We start from the raw sequence: 20,840 nt of genomic DNA on the forward strand, positions 1-20,840 counted from the left end.
TAGTCGATCCAGCGATAGCCGTGGGTGGCGATCTCCCAGCCGGCTTCCTTCATGGCGGCGACGGCCTCGGGGTGGCGCGAGAGCGCCATGGCCACGCCGTACACGGTGAGCGGCAGGTCGCGCTCGGTGAACATCCGGAACAGCCGCCAGAACCCGGCGCGCGAGCCGTACTCGTAGATCGATTCCATGTTCATGTGCCGCGCCCCGGCCAGAGGCGCGGCACCGACGATCTCGGAAAGGAACGCCTCGGAGGCCGCGTCGCCATGCAGCACGCAGTTCTCGCCGCCTTCCTCGTAGTTGAGCACGAACTGGACGGCGATGTGGGCGCCGCCCGGCCAGTCGGCGAAGGGCACCGAGCGGCCATAGCCCACCATGTCGCGCGGGTAGAGGTTCAAGGCGGCCCCCCTGCAGGATGGCGTCGAAGCGCTGCCTTCTTAGCCGGAAGCCGGCGACACCCAAAAGGGGCGATCGACATTGCCTCCCGGCCGGGCCGGGGCCAATCTCCGCGCCGGCCAGGACGGATCAGGCGGCCATGAGGGAGGCATCGGGTGGAGCGCGGGAAGGTGGTGTCGTGACGGAGCTGGAGCCAAAGGGCTTCCTGCGCGGCCTGTTCGAGCAGGCGGTGCGTGCGGCCGACCCCCTGTTCGCCGTGCCGCCCTTCCTGCCGGAGCCACCGGTGGGGCGGACCGTAGTGGTGGGCCTGGGCAAGGCCGCGGCGGTGATGGCCCAGGCGGTGGAGCGGCATTGGCCGGGTCCGCTCGAGGGGGTGGTGGTCACGCGCGACGGGCACGAGGCGCCGACCGAGCGGATCGAGGTCCTGTCCGCTTCCCATCCGGTGCCGGACGAGCGTTCCGAAGCAGGTGCGAAGCGTCTGCTGGCCGCGGTGGAAGGGCTGGGGCCGGACGACCTGGTGCTGTGCCTGGTATCCGGCGGCGGCTCGGCCCTGTGCGCCCTGCCGGCACCGGGACTGACGCTCGCCGACAAGATCGCGGTGAACCGGGCCCTGCTGCATTCGGGTGCCTCGATCGACGAGATGAACTGCGTCCGCAAGCATCTCTCGGGCTTCAAGGGCGGCCGGCTGGCCAGGGCGGCGGCACCGGCGAGGGTGGTGTCCCTGCTGATCTCCGACGTGCCGGGCGACGATCCGGCGGTGATCGCCTCCGGCCCGACCGTGCCCGATCCCACCAGCTTCGCCGACGCGCTGGCGCTGGTGCGCCGCTATCGGCTGGACCTGCCCGATGCGGTGCGCCGGCACCTGGAGGCAGGGGCCGAGGAAACGCCCAAGCCCGGCGATCCAGTCTTCCAGCGGGTGGAGAACCGGCTGATCGCCGCCCCGCAGCGCTCCCTGGAGCGGGCTGCCGGCTTTGCCCGTGCCCAGGGCATCCGGCCCGTGCTGCTGGGCGATGCGCTGGAAGGGGAATCGCGCGAGGTCGGCCGGGTGATGGCCGGGATCGCCCGCTCGGTGCGCCGCCATGGCGAGCCCAGCCCTGCCCCCTGCGTGCTCCTGTCCGGCGGCGAGACCACGGTGACCGTGCGGGGCCAGGGGCGTGGCGGGCGCAATGTCGAGTTCCTGCTGGGGCTGGCGGTGGCGCTGGCCGACGAGCGGGACGTCTGGGCGATCGCCGGCGACACGGACGGGATCGACGGGGCCGAGGAGGTGGCGGGTGCGCTGGTCACGCCCGATACGCTGGCGCGTGCCCGGGCCGCGGGGCTGGACGCCCACCGGATGCTGGACGACAACGACGCCCACCGCTTCTTCGCGGCCCTGGGCGACCAGGTGGTGACCGGGCCGACGCTCACCAACGTCAACGACGTGCGGGCGATCCTGGTCCTGTAAGGAAGGCTTCGATGGACGTTTCGGTCTGGCTGGCCTTTGCCGCCGCCGCAATTACGCTGCTGGTCATCCCGGGGCCGACCATCTCGCTGGTGATGTCCTATGCGCTGAGCCAGGGCCACCGGGCGGCGCTCGCGATCGTGGCCGGGGTGGCGCTGGGCGACCTCACCGCGATGAGCCTCTCGCTGCTGGGCCTGGGCGCGGTGCTGGCGGCCTCGGCCACCCTGTTCACCCTGCTGAAATGGCTGGGTGCGGCCTACCTGGTCTATCTCGGGATCAAATTGTGGCGGGCACCGGTGGACGGGGCGGAGCCGGGGGCGGCAAGGCCGGTGGCCGCAAGGGTGATGCTGGGCCATGCCTGGCTGGTGACGGCGCTCAACCCCAAGAGCATCGTGTTCTTCGTGGCCTTCGTCCCGCAGTTCGTCGACCCGGCCCGGCCCTACCTGCCCCAGGCGGTTATCCTGGTCCTGACCTTCGTCCTGCTGGCCGCCGCCAACGCCCTGGCCTATGCGCTGGCCGCCTCGTCCCTCAAAGGGACGATCCGGCGGCCTGCGGTGCAGCGCTGGATCAACCGGGCCGGCGGCTCGGTGCTGATCGGCGCTGGCGTGATGACCGTGGCGTGGCGGCGGGCGAGCTGACGGTCAGCGGGCGATCGGCTCCGGCACCGGCACACCCAGCCGGTCCGCCCAGGGCAGCAGGGCCGGCATGATCGAGGGATGCAGCACGGCACCCTCGGCCTCGGCCCGGCGCTTCTTGGCCATGGCGGCCTGGCCCGGCAGGCGGACGGCCTCCACACCCGGGCGCGGCGGGCAGGCACGGCAGGCCTGGACGATATGGTCGACCTGGCGGCGGAAGGCCGGCAGGCCGGCGAAGGCGTCCGGGTCCACCACCTGGACCCAGACCGAGGCACCCCAGCCCTCGCCCGGGTCGGCCCGGCCGAAGCCGGACAGGCCCTGGCTGAGCGCCTCGATGTTCAGCGCCAGGCCATAGCCCTTGTGGCCATGGTCCAGCCCGCCGGTCGGCAGGATCGTGCCGGGAGGATCGGTGTTGAACACCTTCGGGTCGTTGGTGGGCTCGCCCTCGGCGGTGAGCAGCCAGGGATGGTCGAAGGTCTTGCCCTCGGCCAGCAGCCGGTTGGACATGCCGTTGGTGGTGATCGAGGCGGAGGTGTCGATCAGGATCGGGTCGCCCGAGGTGGGGATCCCGATGGCATAGGGATCGGGGGTGAACACCGCGCGCGTGCCGCCGAAAGGCGCCACCGAGGCGACGTTCGGGTCGGAGCAGGCGATCTGGATGTAGAGGCCCTGCTCGGTGGCCTTCGGCAGGAAGGTGGCGAGGCAGGCGATATGGTGGGCGCGGCGGATCGAGACGGCACCGATGCCGGTGGCCTTGGCCATGGCGATCGCCTCGTCCACGGCCTTGGCGGTGAGCCACACGCCCGGCAGGCGGCGGCCGTCCAGGGTCAGGACGGCGGCCTTGCGCGCCACCTCCTCCGGCTCGCCGCTGGTCGCCATCGAGCCCTTCTGGGCCTCGGCGAGGTAGGGCCCGGCCAGGTTCAGGCCATGGGTGGTGTGGCCCATCAGGTCGGCGTCGACCAGGAGGCGCGCGGTGACCGCGGCCTTGTCCCCGTCCAGCCCGACCTTCTCGAACAGGGCGGTCGCGAACGCCACCAGCGCCCCGACCTCGTACCGATCGCCCGTCACCCCGCTATCCTCCCGCTGAAGCTGGGGCCGGAACCTAGGGACTGTGCCCGCGGTGATCCAGCCCCAAGCCTCGTCAGCGGGCCAGGTGCGGGCCGCGGTAGCGGGCTTCCTGGCCCGTCTGGACCGTCATCACGCGGGCCTGCGCCGCCTGGATGTTCTCCAGGCGGATGTCGCGCTCGGTCATGGCGAACTTGTAGACCGTGTCGGCGATCGCCCGGCTCAGGACCAGGGTGGAGCGGCGGCTGATGTAGCGGTTGGTGTCGCAGGCCTTGTGGTAGCAGGGGTCGAGCGGCTGGCCGGCGACCCCGCCGAACAGCCTGGCCTGCTTCTCGGTCTTGATCGCATCGGCACCGCTGAACAGCCCGCCCACCGGGATGCCGATGTCGGAAAAGGCGGCGTAGTCGGAGCGGCCGTCGGCCGGCGTGTACTGGTAGGGCAGCCGGGCGCGCTGGAAGTACTTGGTGAACACCTGCTCGACCACCTTGTCCGCGGCACTGTCCGGATTGCCCTGCTGGATCAGCCAGGCGTAGTTGTGCGACGCGATCATGTCGAAGTTCAGATAGGCCATGATCGAGGCCGCCTGCTGCTCGGAGAGCGAATCGACATAGGCGGTCGAGCCGAACAGGCCGAGTTCCTCGGCTCCCCACCAGCCGAAGCGAACCTTGTTCTTCGGCTGGATCTTCAGCTTCGCCATCTGCAGGGCGAGCTCGAGGATCGCGCCGCTGCCGCTGGCATTGTCGTTGATGCCGGGGCCCTCGCGCACCGAATCGAGATGCGCGCCGACCACCACCACCCGGTCGGCGCGGCCGCCGGCCGTCTCGGCCACAAGGTTGTAGGTCTTGCGCATCTCCGAGCGCGCCTTGACCTCGACCCGGCCGCTGCCGCCCGCGTCCGCCAGGGTCACCAGCTTCTGGCCGAGCGCATAGGTCGTGAACAGCGTGGGCAAGGCGGCGGGCTCGCCCAGCGTGCCGGGGAACAGGTCGGTACGATCCGGCTGGCCCTCGTTGAAGATCACCACGCCGTCATAGCCGGCGGCAGCGGCATTCGCGACCTTGACCGAGAAGTCGCAGGTGCCGCGCTGGATCACGGCGATGGCCGGCTCGGCACCCGCCGGCGGAAAGTCGGCAGCCTCGCAGCCGCTGGTCGAGGAGCCGGAAGCCGGTGGCGGGATCTGCACGTCGATCGCGACGAGCCGGCCGGCGGCACTGCCCCCGCCCGAGAACTCCATGTAGGTGAAGTCCCTGCCGTCGACATAGCTGGTGCCGCCGGCGCTGAGGGAAGGCGTGCCCCGCAGCTTGAAATAGGGATAGTCGAAGGAGCGGACCGAGGTGCGGTAGCCGGCCGCATCCAGCTTGCGGCGGACATAGCTGACCGAGGCGGCATGGCCGCTGGTGGTGGCCGCGCGGTTGCCGTCGCGGTAGTCGGCGATCCACTGCAGCTCGTTCATGTGGGCGACCACGCCCTTGGTGGTGATGGCGCCGACCAGCCTGCTGGCGTCGGCCTCGAAGCCCGGGACCTGATGGGATGCGGCCGCGTCGGGCGCCGGTGCCAGCGCAGCCACCATGCCGAGGCCGCCGCCAGCGAGCGCGGATTTCCACTTCGATTTCATGACGTCCTCCCAGCGGGCGGGTGACGTTGCTCGTCGCACGCCCCTCCCGCTGGGAGAAGCGCTAACAGCTCACCTGACTATAGGCATCCGGATATTGGAGAACCGCCACGGGTTTTATTGTCGCCCCCGGAACAGAGCGAAGTGCTCAATGCCGGTGATGGGCGCACTGGCCGTGGTCGGCCAGGACCTGGATCACCCGGCAGTCGCAGACCCGGCCATGGCCGCACTCGTCAACCATGCGCTGGAGTTCCACGCGGAGCGCGTCCAGCCGGGCGATCCGGCGCTCGACCTCCTGCAGATGGCGGGACGCGATGCTGTCGGCCTCGTGGCAGGAGCGGTTCGGCTGGGCGGTCAGGCTCAGGAGCTCGCGGATGTCGTCGACCTCGAAGCCGAGTTCGCGGGCATGGCGGATGAAGGCGAGGCGACGCACGTCGGCCTCGTCGTAGCGCCGGCGGTTGCCCTCGGTGCGCGGCGGGGCCGGCAGGAGGCCGATCTGCTCGTAGAAGCGGATGGTCGGCACCTTCACCTCGGTGCGCCGGGACACCTCGCCGATCGATAGCGTGCGCAAAGGGCTTGCTCCTCTAGTCGCTAGAGAACGTAGGGTGCCCGGCAGGATGTCACAAGGAACCGCCATGACCAGCGCCGTGCAGACCCGCTTCCGCGTCCAGGGGATGGACTGCGCCTCCTGTGCGCAGAAGCTGGACAACGCCGTGCGCCGGATCGAGGGCGTGACCGACGTGGCCGTCTCGGTGGCCTCGGGGACCATGACGGTCGACCATGCGGCAGGCGCGGAGTTGCGCCCGGCGATCCAGCGCCAGGTCGAGCGGCTGGGCTACCGGGCATCGCCCCTGGCCGGGGGCAGCGTGCCGGCCGCCGATGCCGCGCACGGCGCCTGCTGCGGGCACGATCATCATGGGCACCATCACGAGCACGAGCACGCTGCCGGGGACGAGCCGCACGGCCATCTCCATGCACATGATGAGGGTGACGGGCCGTGGTGGCGGCAGCCCCGGGCGATCCTGACGGCAGCCAGCGGTCTGGCGTTCGTCGTGGCGTTCCTGCTGGAGCGGCTGGTACCGGCTCTGGAAGGATGGATCTTCATCCCGGCCATGCTGGTGGGTCTGGTGCCGATCGCCCGGCGGGCGCTCGCCGCCGCGGTCAGCGGCACGCCGTTCTCGATCGAGATGCTCATGACCATCGCCGCGGTGGGCGCGGTGGCGATCGGGGCTGCCGAGGAGGCGGCGGCGGTGGTGTTCCTGTTCATGGTGGGGGAGATGCTGGAAGGGGTCGCGGCTGGCCGGGCCCGGGCCAGCATCCAGGGCCTGGCCCGGCTCGTGCCGAAGACGGCATTGCGCCTGCGCCCGGACGGCGGCACCGACGAGATCGCGGCCGACCAGCTCCAGCCCGGCATGGTCATCCGGGTCCGGCCGGGCGACCGGATCGCGGCGGACGGGGTGATCCAGGCCGGGGGCGGCGGGATCGACGAGGCGCCGGTGACGGGCGAGAGCGTGCCGGTCACGAAGGGGCCGGGTGCGCCGGTGTTCGCCGGGACGATCAGCACCGATGGTGCGCTCGAGGTGCTGGTGCAGCGGCCGACGGCGGACAACACGATCGCCCGGATCGTGAAGCTCGTGGAGGAGGCCCAGGAACGCAAGGCGCCGACCGAGCGGCTGATCAACCGCTTCTCGCGCTGGTACACGCCGGGCGTGGTCGCGGTGGCGGCGCTGGTCGCCGTCCTGCCGCCGCTGCTGGCCGGCCAGGACTGGCACGAGTGGATCTACAAGGGCATGGCCATCCTCCTGATCGGCTGCCCCTGCGCCCTGGTCATCTCCACGCCGGCCGCGATCGCGGCCGCCCTGTCGGCCGGCGCCCGGCAGGGCCTGCTGATGAAGGGCGGCAGCGTCCTGGAACAGCTGCGCACGATCGACATGGTGGCATTCGACAAGACCGGAACCCTGACCGAGGGCCGCCCGGCCGTCACGGCGATCGTCGGGATCGATCGTCCGGAGGCGGAGGTGCTGCGGCTGGCGGCGGCCCTGGAAAGCCAGTCCAGCCACCCGCTCGCCAAGGCGATCCTGGCACGCGCCGAAGGGCAGGCCCTGCCGGCGGTGACAGATGCCCGGGCGCTGGCCGGCAAGGGGGTGCTGGGCGAGGTGGCAGGCAGCCGGCTGTTCCTGGGCAGCGCCGAGGTCGCAGGTGCGGTGGCGCCGATCGCTCCGGACGTGGCGGCCCGGATCGAGGAGCTGCAGCTGGCCGGCAACAGCGTATCGGTGCTGGTGGCGGACGGCAGCGTGGCCGGGCTGATCGGGCTGCGCGACGAGCCGCGTCCGGACGCCAGGGCGGCGCTTGCGGCCCTGGGCGCTGCGGGGGTCGGCACGGTCATGCTGACCGGCGACCACCCGCGCGCCGCGGCCGCGATCGGCCAGGATCTCGGGATCGACGCCAAAGCCGGCCTCCTGCCGGCCGACAAGCAGCGGATCGTGGGCGAGCTGCAGGCAGCCGGCCGCAAGGTCGCCAAGGTCGGCGACGGCATCAACGACGCGCCGGCCCTGGCCGCGGCCGATGTCGGGATCGCCATGGGCAGCGGCACCGACGTGGCGCTGGAGACCGCGGATGCGGCGGTCCTCCATGGCCGGGTCGGCGACGTGGTGGCGATGATCCGGCTGGCACGCGCCGCCATGGCCAACATCGCCCAGAACATCACGATCGCGCTGGGGCTCAAGGCCCTGTTCCTGGCGACCACCGTCCTGGGCATCACCGGGCTGTGGCCGGCGATCCTGGCCGATACCGGTGCCACGGTGCTGGTGACCGCCAACGCCATGCGCCTCCTGCGCTGGCGGCCGGCGCGCTGAAGCCCGGCCGCCAGCGCCGCCCCCTGGATCAGGCGCCCCCTTCCTGGATGACCACTTCCACCCGGCGGTTCTGCTGCCGGCCGGCGGCCGTGTCATTGGGCGCCTTGGGATAGGTCTCACCCAGCCCGCGGGCGACCAGCCGGGCCGGGTCGATGCCCGCGGCGACCAGTTCTGCGCGCACCGCGTCGGCCCGCCGCTCCGAGAGCGAAAGGTTATGGTCGTCCGAGCCGGTGCTGTCGGTATGGCCCTCGATGATCGCGGTCGCCTGCGGGAAGTCGCGCAGGGCCGAAGCGACCCGGTCCACCTCGCGCAGGCCACCCGGGCTGAGCGTCGCCTGGTCGACCGCGAACAGCACGTCACCCGCCAGGCCCACCACCAGGCCACGGTCGGTCCGCTCGGCCTGCAGCTCGGCCAGGCGCTGCTCCAGCGTCTGCCGGATGGCACGCTCACGCGCCTCGCCCGCCCCCTGGACCGCCTCGGTCTCGGCCCGGGCCACCGCCAGATGCTCGGCGGCCTGCGCCTGGCGCTCCGCGACATAGGCCAGGGCCTCGGCCTGCTCGAGGTCATCCTCCTCGGTCAGCGCCCGCTCGCTCTGGGCCAGCGCCTCCTGGGCGGCATTGAGCTCGGGCTGGGCACGGCTCACCACCTCCGGATTGGCCCGCGCCCCGGCCACCGCCGCCCGTGCCTGTTCCACCGCGGGACTGGTGGGCGTGCTGCAGGCGGCCATCGCCAGGCTGCAGCCGGCCAGGAGCGTTGCGGTCATGAGATTGCGCATCATCGGGCGCATCACTGGATCCCTCCGGAGGCGGCGGGTGCCAGGGGCGTGGTGGCAGCAGCCGGCGCCGCGCCGTTTGACAGGGCCGGTGTGGTCACCACCGACCCGCCCGGCGCCAGCGCGTCGATGGCGCTGTCCACCTGCTGCCGGTTGCGCTCGGCCACCGCCCGCTCGGCCTGCGCCTCGGCCAGGCCGGCATCGGCAGCGGCCTCCTGCGCCAGGCGGCGGGCCTGGCGGTAGTCCTCATCGGCGATGGCCTGCTCCGCCTCGGCGAGCTTGTCGCGCGCCTGCTGCAGTTCCAGCGGGGCCTCGCTCGGCGCCTCGCTCGCTTCGGCACGCTGCAGGGCAAGTTTCGCGGCGGCCATCGCGTCGTCGGGTGGTGGCGTGCTGGCGCAGGCGCCAAGCAGCAGCAGCGTTGCGCCCGCAATACTCATCGGCGTCGTCTTGCGCGACATTGCCGGCATGACTGGTCTCCGTCCTGGGGGAGACGAGGACATGGCACGCCGTACCTGGTTTTCACTGCCAGGTGTTGTCGAGGCGACGACCATCCTCATCCGTTGACGTTGGAAGCGTCTGGAACAGCCGGGGTTCCACGCGGACGCGATGACCAGCCGGACGCAGACCGTGAGTTCGGCTGCGCCCGCGCCCCTTTGGATCACGCGCCGGGCCGGCGGTCCGGCATGGCTGCCGGTACCTGCCTGCTCAGAGCGGCTTCTTCAGCCACCGGCCCAGCACGCCGATGATCCCCTCGCGGAACAGCAGCACGCTGACCACGAAGATGACGCCCTGGATGATGGTGACCCAGGCGCCGAAGGTGGCCAGGTAGTTCTGCATGGCGACGACCACGGCAGCACCCACGATCGGGCCGAACACCGTGCCCATGCCGCCCAAAAGCGTCATCAGCACGACCTCGCCGGACATGGTCCAGTAGACGTCGGTCAGCGAGGCCAGCTGGAAGACCAGCGCCTTGGTGGCGCCGGCCAGGCCCGCCAGCGTGGCGGAGAGCACGAAGACGGCCAGCTTGTACTGGTTGGCGCGGTAGCCGAGCGAGATTGAACGGGGCTCGTTGTCGCGGATCGCCTTCAGCACCTGGCCGAACGGCGAGTGGATGATTCGGTAGATCAGGAGCAGGCCCAGAAAGGTGATCGCCAGCACCAGGAAATAGAGGCTGCGGTCGGGGCCGAGGTCGATCAGGCCGAACAGATGACCGCGCGGCACGGACTGGATGCCGTCCTCGCCGCCGGTGAACGGCGCCTGCACCGAGAAGAAGAACACCATCTGGGCAAAGGCTAGCGTGACCATCGCGAAGTAGATGCCCTGCCGGCGGATGGCGAGAGCACCGAACACCAGCCCCAGCACCGCGGCGGTCGCCGTGCCGAGCAGGATCGCGAGCTCGGGCGTGAGGCCCCAGGCCTTGGCGGCATAGGCGCTGACATAGCTGGCCGAGCCGAAATAGGCGGCATGGCCGAAGCTCAGCAGGCCACCATAGCCCAGCAGCAGGTTGAAGGCGCAGGCGAACAGCGCAAAGCACATCACCTTCATCAGGAACACGGGATAGAGGACGAAGGGGCCGACCAGGCCCAGGGCCAGGAGCCCGGCGAAGATCAGGAGGTGGTGGCGCGGCATCCCCATGGCATTGGTGGGCGCCGTGATGGCCGGGGCGGCGACCTCGGTGGCGGTCCGGGTGTCGGCGGCCATCAGGCGGCCCTCCCGAACAGGCCGGCAGGCTTCACCAGCAGCACGATCGCCATGATCACGAAGATCACCACCGCCGATCCCTCCGGATAGAACACGCGCGTCAGGCCCTCGATCAGGCCCAGGCCAAAGCCGGTGACGATCGAGCCCAGGATCGAGCCCATGCCGCCGATCACCACGACCGCGAACACGACGATGATGAGGTCGGCGCCCATGTTCGGATTGACCGAGTAGATGGGGGCGGCCAGCACGCCGGCGAACGCGGCCAGCGCCACGCCGAAGCCATAGGTCAGGGTGATCAGGCGGGGCACGTTGATGCCGAAGGCGCCGACCAGGGTCGGGTTCTCGGTGGCGGCACGCAGGTACGCGCCGAGCCGGGTCTTCTCGATCACGAACCAGGTGGCGAGGCAGACGACCAGGGACGCCACCACCACCCAGCCCCGATAGTTCGGCAGGAACATGAAGCCCAGGTTCATGCCGCCGGAGAGCTGGCTCGGGATCTGGTAGGGCAGGCCGGAGATGCCGTACTCGTTGCGGAACAGGCCCTGGATGATCAGCGCCAGGCCGAAGGTCAGCAGCAGGCCGTAGAGATGGTCGAGATGGTAGAGCCGCGAGATCAGCAGGCGCTCGATGATGACGCCGGTGATCCCGACAATCACCGGGGCCAGCACCAGGGCCGCCCAGTAGTTGATCCCGAGATAGTTGAGCAGCATCCAGGCCACGAACGCGCCCATCATGTACTGGGCGCCGTGGGTGAAGTTGATGATGTTCAGAAGGCCGAAGATGATCGCCAGGCCCAGGCTCAGCAGCGCGTAGAACGAGCCGTTGATCAGGCCCAGCAGGAGCTGGCCGAACAGGGCCTGCGGCGGGATTCCCAGAAGCTCGAACATCGGCCCGTCCTGCAGTCAGCCGAAAAAGCGAGAAGGGCAGGACGAGGCGCGTAGCCCGCCCTGCCCCGACGACATCACTTCACGAGCGGGCAGCCGCCCTCCTCGAGCGGGCGCCAGGCCTGTTCCGGCGGAAGGGTCGCGACCAGCTCGTAATAGTCCCAGGGGCCCTGGGACTGGTCCGGGGTCTTCACCCGGAACAGGTACATGTTGTGGAGCTTGCGGCCGTCCTCGCGGATCGAGCCCTTGCCGAACAGCGGGTCGTCGGTCGGCATCTCCTTCATCTTCGCCATCACCGGCTGGGCGTCCTTGGTGCCGGCCGCCTCGATCGCCTTGAGATAGTGGAGCACGCCGGCATAGACGCCCGCCTGGACCATGGTGGGCATGTCGCCGTCATGCGCCTCGGCGAAGCGCTTGGACCAGGCGCGGGTGTCGTCGTTCAGGTCCCAGTAGAAGCTCTCGGTGAGCACCAGGCCCTGCGCGGTCTCCAGGCCCAGCGCATGGACGTCGGTGAGGAACACCAGGAGACCGGCCAGCGACTGGCCCGCCTGGGTGATGCCGAACTCGGAGGCCTGCTTGATCGAGTTGATCGTGTCACCGCCGGCATTGGCCAGCCCGATCACGTTGGCTCCCGACGACTGGGCCTGGAGCAGGAAGGAGGAGAAGTCGGTGCCGGGGAACGGATGGCGGACGCTGCCCAGCACCTCGCCGCCGGCCGCCTCGATGACCGCGGTGGTGTCGCGCTCCAGCGCATGGCCGAAGGCATAGTCGGCGGTCAGGAAGAACCAGGTCTTGCCGCCCGCCCCGACCATGGCCCCGCCGGTGCCGTGCGCCAGCGCGTAGGTATCGTAGGTCCAGTGCACCGTGTTGGGCGAGCATTGCGGGCCGGTGAGGTCCGAGGTGGCGGCGCCGGAATTGATGAAGACCTTGTTCTTCTCGCGAGTGATGTCGTTGACCGCCAGCGCCGCCGACGAGGTCGGCACGTCCACGATCATGTCGACGCCATCCTGGTCGTACCACTGCCGCGCGATGGTCGAGGCCACGTCCGGCTTGTTCTGGTGGTCGGCCGAGACGATCTCGACGGTGATGCCCTTCTCCGCTGCCTGGAAGTCCTCCACGGCCATCCGCGCGGCCACGACGGAGCCCTCGCCGGACAGGTCGGCATAGACGCCGGAACGGTCGTTGAGCACGCCGATCTTGACGCTGGTCTCGGCCAGTGCCGTGCCGGAGAGGAGCGTGGCGGCAATCGCCGCCAGGGTGAAGTTCCTGATCCTCGTCATCTGGTCCAAGCTCTCCCTTGCGCGGCGGCTTTTCCTGCGCCGTCCGTGTGATTGCCCGAGCTACACGCCGAGATAGGCGTGCAGCTTGTCGAGGTTGCTCTCCAGGTCGTCGTTGCGGATCGTGTCGATGACCCTGCCCTGCTCCACGACATAGTGCCGGTCCGCCACCGAGGCGGCGAAGCGGAAGTTCTGCTCCACCAGGACGATGGTGAAGCCGGACCGCTTGAGCCGGGCGATGGTGTGCCCGATCTGCTGGACGATGACGGGCGCAAGTCCTTCGGTCGGCTCGTCCAGGAGCAGCAACTTGGCCCCGGTGCGCAGGATCCGGCCGATCGCCAGCATCTGCTGCTCGCCGCCGGACAGCTTGGTGCCCTGGCTGGACAGGCGCTCCTTCAGGTTCGGGAACAGTTCGAAGATCTGCTCGACCGACAGCCCGCCGTCCTGGACCTTGGGCGGCAGCATCAGGTTCTCCTCGACCGAGAGGCTGGCGAAGATGCCGCGCTCCTCGGGACAGAACGCGATGCCGGCGCGCGCGATGGTCCGCGCCGGCAGGCCGATCGTCTCGCGCCCGTCGAACTGGATCGAGCCCCGGCGCCTGGCCAGGATGCCCATGATCGCCTTGAGCGTGGTGGTCTTGCCGGCGCCGTTGCGGCCGAGCAGGGTGACGACCTCGCCCTCTTGGACATCGAAGCTGACGCCGTGGAGCACGTGGCTCTCGCCATACCAGCCATGGAGGTCGCGGACCGCGAGCAGGCTGCCGCCTGCCGTGGCGGGCTTCCGCTCCATGAGTTGGGCCTCAGCCATGGCCGGCTCCGATATAGGCGTCGATGACGTCCGGGTTCTTCGACACGGTGGCGTAGTCGCCCTCGGCCAGCACCTTGCCGCGCGCCAGCACGGTGATCCGGCCGGCCAGCCGGGCGACCACCGACAGGTTGTGCTCGACCATCAGCACCGTGCGGTTCTGCGCGATCCGCTGGATGACGCCGGCGATGCGGTCGACGTCCTCGTGGCCCATGCCGGCCATCGGCTCGTCGAGCAGCAGCATCTCCGGGTCCAGCGCCAGTGTGGTGGCGATCTCCAGGGCGCGCTTGCGGCCATAGGAAAGCGCACCGGCCGGGGTCGTGGCGAAGCCGGCCAGGCCGACCTCGTCCAGCAGGGCCAGCGCCCGGCCGTCGAAGCCGGAGAGCACGCGTTCGGAGCGCCAGAAGTCGAAACTGTCGCCGCGCTGGCGCTGCAGGGCGATGCGGACATTCTCCAGCGCGGTCAGATGGGGGAACACCGCCGAGATCTGGAAGGAACGCACCATGCCGAGCCTAGCGATGTCCGCCGGCTGCATCCGGGTGATGTCCCGGCCGTTATAGGTGATGGTGCCGCGCGTCGGCTGCAGGAACTTGGTGAGCAGGTTGAAGCAGGTCGTCTTGCCGGCCCCGTTGGGCCCGATCAGCGCATGGATCGAGCCGCGCCCGACCTGAAGATCTACCTCATTTACCGCAACGAAACCTTTGAACTGCTTGGTCAGACCTTTAGCCGCCAAAATGACGTCATTGAGCATCCTCCCTCCGCGGTCGCAGTTCTTCCTGACGACTTCTCGCACTTTGTATCGCTACAATATCCGTCTGCCTCCAGTGTGTCAAACGAATGCGTCGCGGGCATGGTCATCCGCCGGTCGCCACAGATTTCATACGATGAAATCCCGGACGGCGGCATGAAGAACATGCCGGAAGGAACAGGCTGATTACTGGCGTGCCCGATGATCTTCTTGGCAAGCGCAAGTCACCGCACAGGCATGCCGGGGCATGGTCCAGACGAATGCCTCCGTGGCCGGCGTTGAACCCTGCGCGGATCGGGACTAAGCCGGTGGCGCCCTCGTACAGCGCGACCAGACCATGACCAGCCAGCTCTGCCATATCGAGCGGATCATCGGCGACCGTGCCGAGCCCGGCCTCGCCCACCGGCTGCACCATCTGGCCCATGACGGCAGGCTGGAAACGGTCACGATCCCGGCGGCCGACCTGCCGCGCCGGCGCTTTCGTGCCGTCACCGACCAGGGCACCGAATGTGCACTCGCCCTGCCCCGCGATACCGCCCTGTTCGACGGTGCGGTGCTGCTCCTGGAAGACGACCGGGCGATCGTGGTGAAGGTCGGCCTGCAGGAATGGCTGAAGCTGCGGCCGGCCGAGGGCTTCGCCCTGGAACTGGGCTATCTCGCCGGCAACCTCCACTGGCGGGTACGTTTCGCGGACGGGCATCTGCTGGTCGCGGTCGACGTGCCGCGCGAGCGCTATCTGGCGCGGATCGAGGAGCATCTGGCCGCCGGCCGGGTCACCCTGGTCGATGGCTGACCCTGCCCGCCTGCTGGCGGCCCTCCAGCACGGCGACAGCCAGTTCCCGAGCGGCGGCTTCGCCTTTTCCTGGGGGCTGGAAGGGCTCATGGGCGGTGGCCATCTGGGCCGGCGCGACCTCTGCCGCTTCATCGAGGGCCAGTTCCGCCAGCGCTGGGCCAGCTTCGACCGGGTGCTGATCGCGCAGGCGCACCGCCGCAGCCGCGACCTCCCGGGCCTGTGCGAGCTGGACGAGTGGGCCGATGCCGCGATCCTGGCCGAACCTGCCCGGGAGGGCTCGAAGCGGGCCGGCAACGCGCTCCTTGGCGTGCATCAGCGCCTGGGCACGCCCGGTGCCGCCGAACTGCGTGCGCGCGTCCATGACGGCGGGGCGCATGGCCATCAGGCCGTGGTTCAGGGTCTGGTGCTGGCAGGCGTGGGGCTCGGGCTGGAGGAAGCGCTCGCGGTCGCCGCCCATACCGGGGCCACCGCGTTCTGCACCGCCGCGATCCGCCTGGGCCTGGCCAGCCATCTGGATGCGCAGCAGGCGCTGACCGCACTTCGGCCGGTGCTGGCCGAGCTTCTGGCATGCCCATTGCCTGCCCTGGACGAGGCTGCCGCGTTCACACCCGCGGCAGAGATCGCGATGATGCGCCATGCCGGGCAGGAACTGCGCCTGTTCGCCAACTGACGAGGTGAGGCCGACACCATGATGAACCTCACGCCGACCGAGATGGAGCGGCTGTGGATCTTCACTGCCGCGGAATTCGCCAGGCGGCACAAGGCCCGCGGCATCCGCCTGTCGCATCCCGAAGCGGTGGCGCTGATCGCCGACGAGATGCTGCTCGCCGCCCGTGCCGGCATGGAGTACGAGGCGATCGTCGACATGGCGGGCAAGCTGCTCACCACGGACGACGTGATGCCGGGCGTGGCCGCGATGATCGAGCTGGTCTCGGTCGAGGCGGACTTCGAGGAAGGCACCAAGATGGTGATCGTCTTCCGTCCGGTCGGCCCCGGCGAAAAGCCGGTCGAGGAGCATCGGGTAGCCGGCGAGATCATCACCCCGGACGAAAACATCGAGGTCAATGCCGGGCGGAGGAAGGTGACGGTCGAGGTGGTCAACACCGGCGACCGCGACATCCAGGTGCGCAGCCACGCCCATTTCTTCGAGACCAACCGGGCCTTGGAGTTCGACCGAGCCGCGGCGTTCGGCATGCGGCTGGACGTGCCGTCCGGCCAGGGCGTGCGGTTCGAGCCGGGGCTGCGCAAGAAGGTCGAGCTGGTCGAGATCGGCGGCGACGGGCTCGTGTACGGGCAGGCAGGCCTGGTCAACGGCACGACCCGCACCGAGGACAGCCGGCAGGTGGCGCTGGCGCTGGCCCGTGCCCAGAATTATCGCGGCGCCTGACCCGAGCTTAGGAGAAGAACGATGGCGGTCCTCAGCCGGCGTCACTACGCCGAGGTCTATGGCCCCACCACAGGCGACATGGTGCGCTTAGGCGATACCGAGCTGCTCGCCGAGATCGAGCGGGACTTCACCGTCTATGGCGAGGAGCTGACCACCGGCGCCGGCAAGTCGATGCGCGACGGTGAGGGCTTCCAGACCACCGGGACCTATGCGTCCGGCGCGCTGGACACGGTGATCCAGAACGCCACGATCATCGACGCGGTGATCGGCATCGTGAAGGCCGATATCGGCATTCGCGACGGGCGGATCGTGGGCGTGGGCAAGGCCGGCAACCCGGACATCATGGACGGGGTGCACCCGGATCTGCGCTGCGGGCCGAACACCACCGTGATCCACGGCGACGCGTTCATCTGCACGGCCGGGGCCATCGAGGCGCACGCCCATTTCCTGTCGCCGCAGCAATGGGAACATGCGCTGGCTGGCGGCTGCACCACCATGATCGGCATGTCGCCCGGGCCCCATTTCGACACGAGCTGCGCCGGGCCGAACGTGGTCGGCCAGATCATCCAGGCCTGCGATGCCTTCCCGCTGAACTTCGCCTTCCTGGGCCGTGGCTGCTCCGATCCGGGAGCGGTCGAGGAATCGGTCGCGGGCGGGTGCCTGGGCGTGAAGATCCACGAGGACCTGGGCGCCTCGCCGGCGGTGATCGACGGCAGCCTCGTGGCTGCCGACCGCAACGACTTCCAGGTCAACCTCCATACCGACACGATCAACGAGTACGGCTTCTGCGAGGACACGCTGCGCGCGATCGATGGCCGGACCATCCACATGTACCACGTGGAGGGGGCCGGCGGCGGCCATGCGCCGGATCTCCTGATCGTCAACAGCCACCCGAACGTCCTGCCGTCGTCGACCAACCCGACCAACCCGTTCACCGCCTATGCGCTGAACGAGGGGCTGCCGATGACCATGCTGGCGCACATGATGAACTGGCGCCTGCCCGAAGACTTGGCCTTCGCCGAGTCGCGGGTGCGCGCGCAGAGCATGGCCGCGGAGGACTTTCTCCACGACATGGGCGCCATCTCGATCTTCGCGACCGACACCCAGGGCATGGGGCGGCTGGCGGAGAACGTCGCGAAATGCTGGCAGCTCGCCAGCGTGATGAAGGAGCGGGTCGGTCGGCTGCCGGAGGAGACGACGGAGCGCGCCGACAACGAGCGGATCAAGCGCTACGTCGCGAAATACACGATCAACCCGGCGATCGCGTCGGGCATGGACGAGCATGTCGGCTCGATCGAGCCCGGCAAGATGGCCGATCTCGTGCTCTGGCCGCGCGCCTCGTTCGGCGCCAAGCCCTGGATGGTGATCAAGAGCGGCTTCATCGTCTGGGCGGCGATGGGCGACGGCAATGCCAGCCAGACCGATTCCGAGCCGATCGTGCAGCGGCCGATGTGGGGCTCGTTCGGGCGCTCGCCGCTGGAGCTCGGCGTGACGTTCGTGTCGAAGCTGGCGATCGAGGCGGACACGCAGCGCAAGCTCGGCGTGGAGAAGCCGTTCGTGCCGATCAGGAACCTGCGCGGGCTCGGCAAGAAGGACATGATCCGCAACGACGCCATGCCGAAGATCGAGGTCGACCCGCGCACCTTCGAGGTGCGGGCGGATGGCAGGCTGCTGATGTGCGAGCCGGCGAAGCGGGTGCCGCTCAACCGGCGCTACATGCTGCGATGAACGGGATGGCTCGATGAGCAAGGGTGCGGCACGGGTCGGGATCGGCGGGCCGGTGGGCTCGGGCAAGACCGCGCTTCTGGAGGCGCTGATCCCGCGGCTGAAGGCGCGGGGCGTGGACCTGGCCGTGATCACCAACGACCTCGTGACCCATGAGGACGCCGAGCGGCTGCGCCGGGCGAACCTACTCGATCCGGCGCGTGTCCTGGCGGTGGAGGCGGGTGCCTGCCCGCACACCGTGATCCGCGAGGACCCGACCCTGAACATGGAGGCCGCCGACAGCCTGGACCGGGCCTACCCTGGCCTCCAGCTGATCCTGATCGAGAGCGGCGGCGACAATCTCGCCTCGACCTTCTCGCTCGACCTGGTCGATTGGTGGTTGTTCGTGATCGACGTGGCCGGCGGCGACGACATCCCGAGAAAGCGGGGCCCCGGCATCCTCCAGTGCGACCTGCTGGTGATCAACAAGGTCGATCTGCACGAGCATGTCGGTGTCGACCTCCCGCGGATGCTGGAGGAGGCCAGGGCGGTGCGCGGCGGGCGGCCGATCGTCTGCACCAACTGCCGCAAGGGCGACGGGGTGGACCAGGTGGCAGATGCCATCTGCCATGCGGTGCTGTTCCAGGACGCATGAACCCGGCCCTCGACCTCTCCTTCCGGGCCGGGCCGGACGGCCGGACCGCGCTGGCCTCTCGCCGCGTGCGCCACCCCTTCTCGGTGCAGGCCCCGCTCTGGGACCTGCCCGGCCGGCCGCTGGCAGCACGGATCTTCGTCCAGTCGATGTCGGGGGGAATCTTCGAGGGCGAGCGGATCGGCCAGCGCGTCGCCGTGCAGCAGGGTGCCGAGCTGCGGGTCGAGATCCCGGCGGCTATGGTGGTCCACGAGATGCCGAATGGCGGGACGAGCGCGCAGCAGGTCGAGCTCGTCGCCGAGGACAGCGCCGTCCTGGAGTTCACGCCCCCGCCGCTCATCCTGTTTCCGCACAGCCGCCTGGCCCAGACGATCGCGGTCACCGCGGCGGAGCATGCCCGGCTGCTGGTGGGTGACGGCTTCATGACGCACGATCCCGGCCGGACCGGGCACGTGTTCGACTGGTGCAGCACCACCCTCCGTCTGGCCCGGCCGGACGGATGCCTGGTGGCGCTGGATCGCTCCCGGGCGACCGGTGCGGGCCTGATGGCTGCCACGCCCGGGGTGGTCGGCGGCTTCAGGGCCCAGGGCAGCCTGCTGCTGGTCCGTCCTGTCTCACCCGACACCGCCCGGGCGTGGTGCCGGGAGATCCAGGTGCTGCTGGATGGGCCGGACATTCTCGGCGGGGCGAGCCCGCTGCGCATGGCAGCCGGGCTGTTCGTGCGGCTGCTTGCGCGGGACGGCGGTGCGCTGGCGCAGGCGCAGGCCGACCTCGTGCGCCTGATGCGGCGGATGCTGCATGAGGAAGCCCGGTGAGGCGGCACGGGCCATGATTGGCCGTCGCTCGGTGCGGACAGTGCCGGCCAGGCACAGCCGGCATCACCGTCAGGTTCGGGTAAGTTTTCTGCCCTAGAAAACCTGCCAGCGCCGGCCCTCCCGCCGCCGTGTCATCTGGGACTGCAGCATGACCAGGACCTTCGCTTTCACCGTCTCCGTTCTCGTCTTGGGCGCAGCGTTTCCGGCACTTGCCGAGCCTACCTGCACCGATCAGCCCAAGAGCGCCTGGATGGACGAGCAGGCCTTCAAGGACAAGGCGATGAAGGAGCAGGGCATCACCAAGATCTCCACCTTCCAGACTACCGAAGGCAACTGCTACGAGATCTACGGCTACAAGGGTGACAAGAAGGTCGAGATCTATTTCGATCCGGTGACTGGTGCGGTGGTCGAATCCGAGGAAGACGAGGACTGAGCCATGGCGGACGCCCATGTCGCGGCCGCACGGGTGTCGCACGTGTCAGCAGGCGGGGACGCCAAGGTGATGGTACGGGTCTGGGACCCGCTGGTGCGGATCTTCCACTGGTTCGTTGCGACCGGCGTGATCCTGAACCTGTTCATCCTGGAGCCCGGCAAATACTGGCACCGCACCACGGGCTATGCGGTCGCGATCGCGTTCGCCCTGCGCTTTCTCTGGGGGTTCATCGGGCCGTGCCATGCGCGCTGGTCCGACTTCCTGCCCTGGCCCTCGCGGCTTTGGCGCTACCTGTGCGATCTGGCCCGCGGCCAGGATGCACGCCACCTCGGCCACAATCCCCTGGGCGGCCTGGCCATCCTCGCCTTCTTCCTCCTGGCCGCGGCACTCGCCTCGACGGGATGGCTGCTGAGAACCGATGCATTCTTTGGCTCGAAGACGCTGGAGGAGGTCCACGAATTGTTCGGCAACGGGCTGATGGTGCTGATGTTCCTGCACGTCGCCGGGGTGATCGTGGAGAGCTGGCGGCATCGCGAGAACCTGGTTCTCGCGATGGTCACCGGCCGCAAGCGCGCATGAGCCGGGCCGACATCAGCCGGCGGGGGCCGGCAGCATCCCTGGCTGTTACTGACGATGGGTCAGGTCGATGCCGATCTCGTCGAACCGGGCGTGCTGCCGCGGATCGCCCTGGCCAACCCGAAGCTCCGGCTGGAGGTGCACGCCACCGACCGCTTCGTCGACCTGATCCAGGAAGGTTCTGACATCGCCCTGCGCAGCCACGCGGCACCTCTGGCCGATTCCGTGCTGACGCAGCGCCGCCTGGCGGAAGCGCCGGTCGTGGCGGTGGCGGCGCCAGCCTATCTGGCGGCGCA

23 protein-coding genes are annotated in these 20,840 nt (G+C 69.6%); 12 read left to right on the forward strand and 11 right to left on the reverse strand.

Annotated elements, in window-relative coordinates; translation table 11 throughout:
- The coding region (locus VNS22_RS13520; protein ID WP_349261781.1) for a polysaccharide deacetylase family protein at positions 1 to 374 on the reverse strand (374 nt) is incomplete at its 3' end.
- 158 nt (positions 375 to 532) lie between these two features.
- Here VNS22_RS13520 and VNS22_RS13525 point away from each other — a divergent pair.
- Entirely contained in the window at positions 533 to 1,837 is a 1,305-nt protein-coding gene (locus VNS22_RS13525) for a glycerate kinase type-2 family protein (RefSeq protein WP_414653359.1), read from the forward strand.
- A gap of 11 nt (positions 1,838 to 1,848) precedes the next feature.
- The gene (locus VNS22_RS13530; RefSeq protein WP_325733237.1) at positions 1,849 to 2,472 is read left to right on the forward strand and encodes a LysE family translocator; all 624 of its coding nucleotides are present in this window, start codon (positions 1,849 to 1,851) and stop codon (positions 2,470 to 2,472) included.
- A gap of 3 nt (positions 2,473 to 2,475) precedes the next feature.
- Here VNS22_RS13530 and VNS22_RS13535 read toward each other — a convergent pair whose 3' ends face one another.
- From VNS22_RS13535 to VNS22_RS13545, 3 genes are all read right to left on the reverse strand, one after another.
- The gene (locus VNS22_RS13535) at positions 2,476 to 3,537 is read right to left on the reverse strand and encodes an Ldh family oxidoreductase (protein WP_325733239.1); all 1,062 of its coding nucleotides are present in this window, start codon (positions 3,535 to 3,537) and stop codon (positions 2,476 to 2,478) included.
- A 73-nt stretch (positions 3,538 to 3,610) separates the two neighbouring features.
- Positions 3,611 to 5,146, reverse strand: coding sequence for a M28 family peptidase (locus tag VNS22_RS13540; RefSeq protein WP_325733241.1), 1,536 nt, complete (start codon positions 5,144 to 5,146; stop codon positions 3,611 to 3,613).
- Positions 5,147 to 5,291: 145 nt separating this feature from the next.
- Positions 5,292 to 5,714: a helix-turn-helix domain-containing protein gene (locus tag VNS22_RS13545; RefSeq protein WP_325733243.1), complete on the reverse strand. Its 423-nt coding sequence runs from the start codon at positions 5,712 to 5,714 to the stop codon at positions 5,292 to 5,294.
- A gap of 64 nt (positions 5,715 to 5,778) precedes the next feature.
- Here VNS22_RS13545 and VNS22_RS13550 point away from each other — a divergent pair, with 64 nt between their 5' ends.
- On the forward strand, positions 5,779 to 7,998 hold the full coding sequence (locus VNS22_RS13550) for a heavy metal translocating P-type ATPase (protein ID WP_325733245.1): 2,220 nt from the start codon (positions 5,779 to 5,781) through the stop codon (positions 7,996 to 7,998).
- Between the two features lie 28 nt (positions 7,999 to 8,026).
- Here the strand turns inward: VNS22_RS13550 and VNS22_RS13555 are convergent, their stop codons facing one another.
- The 7 genes from VNS22_RS13555 to VNS22_RS13585 form a co-directional block, all read right to left on the reverse strand.
- Positions 8,027 to 8,785, reverse strand: a complete 759-nt coding sequence (locus VNS22_RS13555; protein ID WP_325733247.1) for an OmpA family protein — start codon at positions 8,783 to 8,785, stop codon at positions 8,027 to 8,029.
- Entirely contained in the window at positions 8,785 to 9,237 is a 453-nt protein-coding gene (locus VNS22_RS13560) for a DUF4398 domain-containing protein (protein ID WP_325733249.1), read from the reverse strand. The genes VNS22_RS13555 and VNS22_RS13560 overlap by 1 nt, the downstream gene beginning before the upstream one ends.
- A gap of 238 nt (positions 9,238 to 9,475) precedes the next feature.
- Entirely contained in the window at positions 9,476 to 10,399 is a 924-nt protein-coding gene (locus VNS22_RS13565) for a branched-chain amino acid ABC transporter permease (RefSeq protein WP_349261782.1), read from the reverse strand.
- A gap of 71 nt (positions 10,400 to 10,470) precedes the next feature.
- Positions 10,471 to 11,358, reverse strand: coding sequence for a branched-chain amino acid ABC transporter permease (locus VNS22_RS13570; protein WP_325733253.1), 888 nt, complete (start codon positions 11,356 to 11,358; stop codon positions 10,471 to 10,473).
- Between the two features lie 74 nt (positions 11,359 to 11,432).
- Entirely contained in the window at positions 11,433 to 12,635 is a 1,203-nt protein-coding gene (locus tag VNS22_RS13575) for an ABC transporter substrate-binding protein (RefSeq protein ID WP_325733255.1), read from the reverse strand.
- 60 nt (positions 12,636 to 12,695) lie between these two features.
- Positions 12,696 to 13,439, reverse strand: coding sequence for an ABC transporter ATP-binding protein (locus tag VNS22_RS13580; protein ID WP_325733257.1), 744 nt, complete (start codon positions 13,437 to 13,439; stop codon positions 12,696 to 12,698).
- On the reverse strand, positions 13,432 to 14,187 hold the full coding sequence (locus VNS22_RS13585; RefSeq protein WP_325733258.1) for an ABC transporter ATP-binding protein: 756 nt from the start codon (positions 14,185 to 14,187) through the stop codon (positions 13,432 to 13,434). The genes VNS22_RS13580 and VNS22_RS13585 overlap by 8 nt, the downstream gene beginning before the upstream one ends.
- 334 nt (positions 14,188 to 14,521) lie before the next feature.
- On the opposite strand from VNS22_RS13585, the gene ureE reads away from it, so the two are divergent.
- The 9 genes from ureE to VNS22_RS13630 all read left to right on the forward strand — a co-directional run.
- Positions 14,522 to 14,977, forward strand: a complete 456-nt coding sequence (gene ureE / locus VNS22_RS13590; protein WP_325733260.1) for an urease accessory protein UreE — start codon at positions 14,522 to 14,524, stop codon at positions 14,975 to 14,977.
- Positions 14,970 to 15,647: an urease accessory protein UreF gene (locus VNS22_RS13595; protein ID WP_325733262.1), complete on the forward strand. Its 678-nt coding sequence runs from the start codon at positions 14,970 to 14,972 to the stop codon at positions 15,645 to 15,647. Before ureE ends, VNS22_RS13595 begins: the two co-directional genes overlap by 8 nt.
- 21 nt (positions 15,648 to 15,668) lie before the next feature.
- Positions 15,669 to 16,364 carry an urease subunit beta gene (ureB, locus tag VNS22_RS13600; protein ID WP_349261783.1) on the forward strand — a complete coding sequence of 232 codons (696 nt, stop codon included), beginning with the start codon at positions 15,669 to 15,671 and terminating at the stop codon, positions 16,362 to 16,364.
- A gap of 21 nt (positions 16,365 to 16,385) precedes the next feature.
- Positions 16,386 to 18,092 carry an urease subunit alpha gene (gene ureC / locus VNS22_RS13605; RefSeq protein WP_325733265.1) on the forward strand — a complete coding sequence of 569 codons (1,707 nt, stop codon included), beginning with the start codon at positions 16,386 to 16,388 and terminating at the stop codon, positions 18,090 to 18,092.
- Positions 18,093 to 18,105: 13 nt separating this feature from the next.
- The gene (gene ureG, locus VNS22_RS13610) at positions 18,106 to 18,723 is read left to right on the forward strand and encodes an urease accessory protein UreG (RefSeq protein ID WP_325733267.1); all 618 of its coding nucleotides are present in this window, start codon (positions 18,106 to 18,108) and stop codon (positions 18,721 to 18,723) included.
- Positions 18,720 to 19,535, forward strand: a complete 816-nt coding sequence (locus tag VNS22_RS13615) for an urease accessory protein UreD (protein ID WP_325733268.1) — start codon at positions 18,720 to 18,722, stop codon at positions 19,533 to 19,535. The genes ureG and VNS22_RS13615 overlap by 4 nt, the downstream gene beginning before the upstream one ends.
- A 148-nt stretch (positions 19,536 to 19,683) precedes the next feature.
- Positions 19,684 to 19,968, forward strand: a complete 285-nt coding sequence (locus VNS22_RS13620) for a PepSY domain-containing protein (protein ID WP_325733270.1) — start codon at positions 19,684 to 19,686, stop codon at positions 19,966 to 19,968.
- 3 nt (positions 19,969 to 19,971) lie between these two features.
- Positions 19,972 to 20,547 carry a cytochrome b/b6 domain-containing protein gene (locus VNS22_RS13625; RefSeq protein ID WP_325733272.1) on the forward strand — a complete coding sequence of 192 codons (576 nt, stop codon included), beginning with the start codon at positions 19,972 to 19,974 and terminating at the stop codon, positions 20,545 to 20,547.
- A 54-nt stretch (positions 20,548 to 20,601) separates the two neighbouring features.
- Positions 20,602 to 20,840: LysR substrate-binding domain-containing protein (locus VNS22_RS13630; protein ID WP_325733274.1), on the forward strand; the 239-nt coding region annotated here is incomplete at its 3' end.

The sequence above is a fragment of the Geminicoccus sp. genome (assembly GCF_035556675.1).
Taxonomy (GTDB): Bacteria; Pseudomonadota; Alphaproteobacteria; order Geminicoccales; family Geminicoccaceae; genus Geminicoccus.

Bases quoted from the DNA above. Each gene is read 5' to 3' on its own strand.
- VNS22_RS13525 (WP_414653359.1), top strand. From the start codon at position 533: ATGAGGGAGGCATCGGGTGGAGCGCGGGAAGGTGGTGTCGTGACGGAG.
- VNS22_RS13530 (WP_325733237.1), top strand. From the start codon at position 1,849: ATGGACGTTTCGGTCTGGCTGGCCTTTGCCGCCGCCGCAATTACGCTG.
- VNS22_RS13540 (WP_325733241.1), bottom strand. From the start codon at position 5,146: ATGAAATCGAAGTGGAAATCCGCGCTCGCTGGCGGCGGCCTCGGCATG.
- VNS22_RS13550 (WP_325733245.1), top strand. From the start codon at position 5,779: ATGACCAGCGCCGTGCAGACCCGCTTCCGCGTCCAGGGGATGGACTGC.
- VNS22_RS13555 (WP_325733247.1), bottom strand. From the start codon at position 8,785: ATGCGCCCGATGATGCGCAATCTCATGACCGCAACGCTCCTGGCCGGC.
- VNS22_RS13560 (WP_325733249.1), bottom strand. From the start codon at position 9,237: ATGCCGGCAATGTCGCGCAAGACGACGCCGATGAGTATTGCGGGCGCA.
- VNS22_RS13565 (WP_349261782.1), bottom strand. From the start codon at position 10,399: ATGCCGCGCCACCACCTCCTGATCTTCGCCGGGCTCCTGGCCCTGGGC.
- VNS22_RS13570 (WP_325733253.1), bottom strand. From the start codon at position 11,358: ATGTTCGAGCTTCTGGGAATCCCGCCGCAGGCCCTGTTCGGCCAGCTC.
- VNS22_RS13575 (WP_325733255.1), bottom strand. From the start codon at position 12,635: ATGACGAGGATCAGGAACTTCACCCTGGCGGCGATTGCCGCCACGCTC.
- VNS22_RS13580 (WP_325733257.1), bottom strand. From the start codon at position 13,439: ATGGCTGAGGCCCAACTCATGGAGCGGAAGCCCGCCACGGCAGGCGGC.
- VNS22_RS13585 (WP_325733258.1), bottom strand. From the start codon at position 14,187: ATGCTCAATGACGTCATTTTGGCGGCTAAAGGTCTGACCAAGCAGTTC.
- ureE (WP_325733260.1), top strand. From the start codon at position 14,522: ATGACCAGCCAGCTCTGCCATATCGAGCGGATCATCGGCGACCGTGCC.
- VNS22_RS13595 (WP_325733262.1), top strand. From the start codon at position 14,970: ATGGCTGACCCTGCCCGCCTGCTGGCGGCCCTCCAGCACGGCGACAGC.
- ureB (WP_349261783.1), top strand. From the start codon at position 15,669: ATGAACCTCACGCCGACCGAGATGGAGCGGCTGTGGATCTTCACTGCC.
- ureC (WP_325733265.1), top strand. From the start codon at position 16,386: ATGGCGGTCCTCAGCCGGCGTCACTACGCCGAGGTCTATGGCCCCACC.
- ureG (WP_325733267.1), top strand. From the start codon at position 18,106: ATGAGCAAGGGTGCGGCACGGGTCGGGATCGGCGGGCCGGTGGGCTCG.
- VNS22_RS13615 (WP_325733268.1), top strand. From the start codon at position 18,720: ATGAACCCGGCCCTCGACCTCTCCTTCCGGGCCGGGCCGGACGGCCGG.
- VNS22_RS13620 (WP_325733270.1), top strand. From the start codon at position 19,684: ATGACCAGGACCTTCGCTTTCACCGTCTCCGTTCTCGTCTTGGGCGCA.
- VNS22_RS13625 (WP_325733272.1), top strand. From the start codon at position 19,972: ATGGCGGACGCCCATGTCGCGGCCGCACGGGTGTCGCACGTGTCAGCA.